The 5,100-nt window shown below is 72.8% G+C and carries 7 protein-coding genes; all 7 read left to right on the top strand.

Going from position 1 to position 5,100, the window contains the following annotated elements; genetic code table 11:
• Nucleotides 1-876: SRPBCC family protein (locus ACWF94_RS33040; RefSeq protein ID WP_453497028.1), on the top strand; the 876-nt coding region annotated here is incomplete at its 5' end.
• The gene (locus ACWF94_RS33035) at nt 873-1,424 is read left to right on the top strand and encodes an aromatic-ring-hydroxylating dioxygenase subunit beta (protein WP_453497025.1); all 552 of its coding nucleotides are present in this window, start codon (nt 873-875) and stop codon (nt 1,422-1,424) included. The genes ACWF94_RS33040 and ACWF94_RS33035, both read left to right, overlap by 4 nt.
• Entirely contained in the window at nt 1,425-1,724 is a 300-nt protein-coding gene (locus ACWF94_RS33030; protein WP_453497022.1) for a hypothetical protein, read from the top strand.
• Between the two features lie 41 nt (nt 1,725-1,765).
• Nucleotides 1,766-2,749, top strand: a complete 984-nt coding sequence (locus ACWF94_RS33025) for an ornithine cyclodeaminase family protein (protein ID WP_453497019.1) — start codon at nt 1,766-1,768, stop codon at nt 2,747-2,749.
• Nucleotides 2,746-3,525: an SDR family NAD(P)-dependent oxidoreductase gene (locus ACWF94_RS33020; RefSeq protein ID WP_453497016.1), complete on the top strand. Its 780-nt coding sequence runs from the start codon at nt 2,746-2,748 to the stop codon at nt 3,523-3,525. Before ACWF94_RS33025 ends, ACWF94_RS33020 begins: the two co-directional genes overlap by 4 nt.
• A 67-nt stretch (nt 3,526-3,592) precedes the next feature.
• Complete coding sequence (locus ACWF94_RS33015; RefSeq protein ID WP_453497013.1) at nt 3,593-3,787, top strand: ferredoxin; 195 nt, start codon at nt 3,593-3,595, stop codon at nt 3,785-3,787.
• Nucleotides 3,787-5,004 (top strand): NAD(P)/FAD-dependent oxidoreductase, encoded by a 1,218-nt coding sequence (locus ACWF94_RS33010; RefSeq protein WP_453497010.1) that lies wholly within the window; start codon nt 3,787-3,789, stop codon nt 5,002-5,004. Before ACWF94_RS33015 ends, ACWF94_RS33010 begins: the two co-directional genes overlap by 1 nt.
• Nucleotides 5,005-5,100: the final 96 nt, after the last annotated feature.

Below are 5,100 nucleotides of genomic sequence, written 5' to 3'. Positions count from 1 at the left end.
GAGCTGGGCCCGGCCGGCTGGTACCTGCGCAGCGTGCTCGACAAGGGCGGGGACCTCGTCGCGGTCGGCCCGCCCGCCCGCGCCCGCGTCCGGACGAACTGGAAGCTCGGCTCGGAGAACTTCGCCGGCGACGGATACCACCTCGCGACCACCCACAAGAGCCCGATCGAACTGGGCACCTATCTCAACACCGACGCGTTCCCCCAGCTCGACGGAGTGTCGATGACAGGTATGCGGGGGCGGTGCGTCGTCGCGGGCAACGGCCACGCGTTCCGGGTGCAGCACTACGACCTGCCGGGGACCGAGCCGATGTTCCTCGGCTATCCGCCCGAGAAGTGGCAGGAGATGGCGCGCGGCCTGGAGGCCGGGCAGATCGACCTGATGTCACGGCTGTCGGTCCTCCACGGAAACATCTTCCCGAACCTGTCACTCATCGACGCCGCCGCCCTCTCCTCCGGTGACGACACACCCGCCGTGTCGTACGTCCAGTTCCGGGTGTGGCGCCCCATCGACAGCATGCACAGCGAGCTGATGCTCTGGGCGCTCGTACCCAAGTGGTACGACGAGGAGCAGCGCGCTCACTCGCTGCGGGCCAATCTGCGCATGGTCGGCCTGGCGGGCATCTTCGACACCGACGACCTGCAGAACTGGACGAGCGTCGCGGACATGAGCCGCGGCTCGGTCTCCCGGACCCAGGACTTCGTCTACGAGGCCGGCCTGTCGGCGGCGAAGGACACCGGGAAGTCCTGGCCCGGAGACGTATACGACATCGACCACTCCGAGACGAATCAGCGCGAACTGTACCGCCGATGGGCCGAGTTGATGAACGACGACGCGTTCGTCTCCCCGGGAGCGGGACGGAGGGCGGCCCGGTGAACACCACACCTGCCGACCGGCTCCCCCTGCTGAGGGCGGCGGACGCCGGGGCATCGGCTTCGCTGCGCCACTTCTACGACATCGAGGCGCGGCTGCTGGACGCGTACGACTACCCCGCCTGGCTGCCGCTGCTGGAGGACGAGTTCGTCTACCGCGTCCCCGTCACCGTCACGCGCGACGATCCGTCGCTGGCGCCGACCGTCCCCGGGGCCTATCTGGTCGACGAGTCGCGGGACTCACTGGCATCGCTGTGGGCGCGGCGCTTCGAACCGGAGCACATCGACTTCGCCTGGGGCGAGGTGCCCCTGCACCGCATCCGCCGGTTCGTCACCAACGTCGTGGCCGAGCCGGGCGGGCGGGACGGCGAGTATGTGGTCGCGAGCAACGTACTCCTCAGCGTCGTACACCAGTCGCACCCCGCCGTCATCACCCCGGCGGGACGGCGCGATGTCGTACGGCGGCGCCCGGACGGCTGGGGTCTGGTGAGCCGGACCGCCGTCCTCGACGAGAGTGTCATCCGGCTGCCGCATCTGCGGATGGTGGTCTGAGTGTCCGTCGACACCCCGCACCCGGGTGGCGATCCCCCCGGCGGCGCGGGCATCGTCCAGGACACCGGCGCGGACCGCGTCGAGGCGGAGTTCACCGTGGTGAACGAGTTCACCGCCGTGCGGATCAGCAAGATCAGGACCCGGAACGGCCACCGGGTCGAGATCCGGTCACTGCGGCTGGGCCACCGCGTCCACCTCGACCCCCTCGCCCTGGAGAGCATCAGCTGGCAGTCGCCGGACACGTTCTCCCGGTTCCTCGACCAGCCCTTCGGGCCCGAGCCGGCTCCCGGACATCCGTAACCCCGCCACACTTCACCGCGCTATCGAGAAAGTTGCCTGACATGCTTCTCCTGACGGACGACCAGGTCCGCGCTTCCCTCCGAATGGACCGGCTCGTCGACGCGCTGCGCGCGGGCTACCGGGTCGAGGCCCGGGGCGGTGCGCGACTGCCCGACCGGATCAACCTGGACGCGCAGCCGGGATTCTTCCGCCTGATGCCCGGCGTCGTCGGCGGCGCCGGGGTGATGGGCTTCAAGGTGTTCAACCAGGTCGCCGCGGGCGGCGTCCAGTATCTGATCGGCCTCTACGACGAGGCATCGGGCGAACTGCTCGCCCAGCTCGACGGCGCCTACCTCACCGCCGCGCGGACCGGCGCCGCGACCGGTGTGGCGGCGGGCCTCCTCGGCCCTGACGGGCCGGTCGAGGTCGGCCTGATCGGTTCCGGGCTTGAGGCCGAGACCAATCTGGAGGGAGTCTGTGCCGCCCTTGAGGTCGCCCGGGTCCGCGTGTTCAGCCCCAACACCGAGCGGCGCGAGCGGTTCGCGGAACGGATGGCCGAGCGGCTCGGCATCACCGTCGTGCCGGTCGGTACAGCCGAGGAGGCCGCGTCGGCCGCCGTGGTCGTCGTGGCGACGAACACCGGGATCGGCACCGGCCGGATCGCCCTGCGCGGGGACTGGCTGACCCCGGGCTCGACCGTCCTGTCGATCGGCTCCACGATGCCCGCCCTGCGCGAGATCGACGTCGACGTGATCGCCCGCGCCTCGCTGGTCGTCAGCGACGCACCCGAGCAGGCCCGGGGCGAGTCCGGCGATCTGATCGCCGCGCACGAGGCCGGGGTGCTCGGCGACAGGATGAGGTCCCTCGCGGAGCTGGCCGCGAAGGGAGCGCGCCGCGAGAGCCCCGGCGACATCGCGGTCTACAAATCCGTCGGCACCGCGCTGCAGGACCTCGTCGCGGCCCGTGTGGTGTACGAGCGGGCTCGCACGACCGGCGCCGGGACCGACGTCGACCTCCTGCGGGTCAAGAAGCCGGCCGGGTCATGAGCGCCCCCGTCAGCGACCGGCGCGCGGCGCTGGTCACCGGAGCCGCCAGCGGGATCGGAGCCGCGACCGCCCGCGCGCTCGGCCGCGCCGGATACGCGGTGGCCGCCCTGGACCTGTCCGGCCCCGGCGCGCGGCGGACGGCCGGTGAGATCCGGTCATCGGGCGCGACGGCGACGTCGTACTCCGTGGACGTCGCGGACGAGGCCGCCGTCACCGGGGCGGTTCACGCGGCGGCGGAAGAACTCGGCCCGCTGGACGTGGTCGTGCACGCCGCCGGCGTCTTCGACCAGAACCAGCGGTTCGCCGACCTCAGCGGCGCCGTCTGGGAACTGGTGCTCCGGGTGAACGTCCAGGGGACCGCCAACGTGCTGCGCGCGGCACTCCCCGCCATGGTCGAACGTCGGCGGGGCAGTGTCATCACCCTGGCCTCGTCCGCCGGACTCGTCCCCCGGGGCGGCGGCGCCGCGTACATCGCGTCCAAGCACGCGGTGGTGGGCCTGACCCTGAAGGTGGCCGCCGAGGTCGCGGACCGGGGCGTCCGCGTCAACGCCGTCGCCCCCGGCTGGATCCCGACCCGCCTCTTCGAGACCAGTGCTGCCGCGCTGCGCGCCGGCGGTGTCCCGGCCGAGCCGGCGCCCGTCGGCGGCGTGGTTCCGATGGGGCGGCCCGGCACCGCCGACGAGGTCGCCGACGGGATCGTCTTTCTCGCGGACGACCGGTCCCGCTACATCACCGGCACCGTCCTGCCGATCGACGGCGGCTATCTCGTCGGCTGACCGGCCCGGTTCCCCCTCCCGTCGTCGCCGGCCGTCCCGGCGCATCCGAAACTCCAGAGGTACTGACATGAAAGTGATCGCCCATCTCGACAAGTGCCGCGGGTACGGCAGCTGCATGCTGGAGGCGCCCGCCGTCTTCGACCTGGACGAGGACGAGAACCGGGTCGTCGTACTCGACGCCGAGCCCGCCGACGAACTGCGCGCCAGGACCGAGCGTGCGGTGCGGTCCTGCCCCGCCCGAGCCCTTGAGGTGGCCGGCTGATGGCCCCGCCCGGACATGTGGCGGTGGTCGGCGCCTCCCTCGGCGGCATGTCCCTCGCCCAGGAACTGCGCCGGCTCGGCTACGACGGCAGGGTGACGGTCATCGGGGCGGAGAAGGTCCGCGCCCACTACGACCGCACCCAGCTGTCCAAGGATCTGCTGACCGGCCGTGCCGAGGCCGAGTCGCTGTATCTGATGACCGAGGAGGAGATGACCGGACTCTCGATCGACCTGCGGACGGGGCGGCGGGCCACCGGGCTGCGCGCCGGCGACGGCGGCAGGACCGTGACCCTGGACGACGGCACGGGGATCGAGGCGGACGCCGTCGTGATCGCCACGGGCTCCGCCGCCCGCCGGCCGCCGTTCCCCGCCGACCTGCGCGGTGTGCACGTGCTGCGCACCATGGAGGACAGCCTCGCGGTCCGCGCCGGACTGGGGGACGCGGCGAATGTCGTGGTCCTGGGGGCGGGCTTCATCGGCTGCGAGGTCGCCGCCGCCGCCCGGGCCGTCGGCCGCCGGGTGACCGTGGTCGATCTCCAGCCCGCGCCGATGTGCACGGTGCTGGGGCCGGTGGTCGGGGACCACTTCACCCGGCTGCACCGGGCCCGGGGCACTGTGCTCGAACTCGGCAGCGGGGTCGAAGGGCTGGTCGGCGAGGGCCGGGTCTCCGGCGTCCGGCTGGCCGGCGGCCGGGTCCTCGACGCGGACCTGGTGGTCATCGGATTCGGCGGGGTCCCCGAGACCCGGTGGCTGCGGGGATCGGGCGTGGCGGTGGACAACGGTGTGGTCTGCGACGACGGGGGCCGTACCTCCCTCGCCGGTGTTCTCGCCCTCGGGGACGCGGCCCGCTGGCACTCACCCCGGCACGGCCGGCCCGTGCGGTCGGAACACTGGAACCACGTCAGCCCGCAGGCGACCGTGGTGGCGGAGAACATCGTGGCCGGTGCGGTCGCCATGGACACCGTGGCCGCCGCGCGGCTCGACGCGCTGCCCTCCTTCTGGACCGATCAGTTCGGCACCCGGACGCAGTTGGTGGGGACGCCGTCCCCCGAGGACAGTGTCCATATCGTCGCCGGCACACCGGGGGAGTCCGGCCTGGTCGCCGTCTACGCCCGGGACGGACGTGCCACCGCCGCGCTCGCCGTCGACGCGCCACGCGCACTGATCCGCCATCACGCGCTCGTCGCCGAGGGCGCCCCGTGGCCTTCCGGGCGGTGACGGTCCGCTCCTCGGTGCTCAGCCCTCACCCATGACCCGGAGCGGGCGGACCAGGCCGCCGGGCCTCCGCCCGCTCCGGGCACGGCGGGCACACAC

The sequence above is a fragment of the Streptomyces sp. NPDC055078 genome, from assembly GCF_053607985.1.
This window is presented reverse-complemented; position numbering and strand designations above follow the sequence as displayed.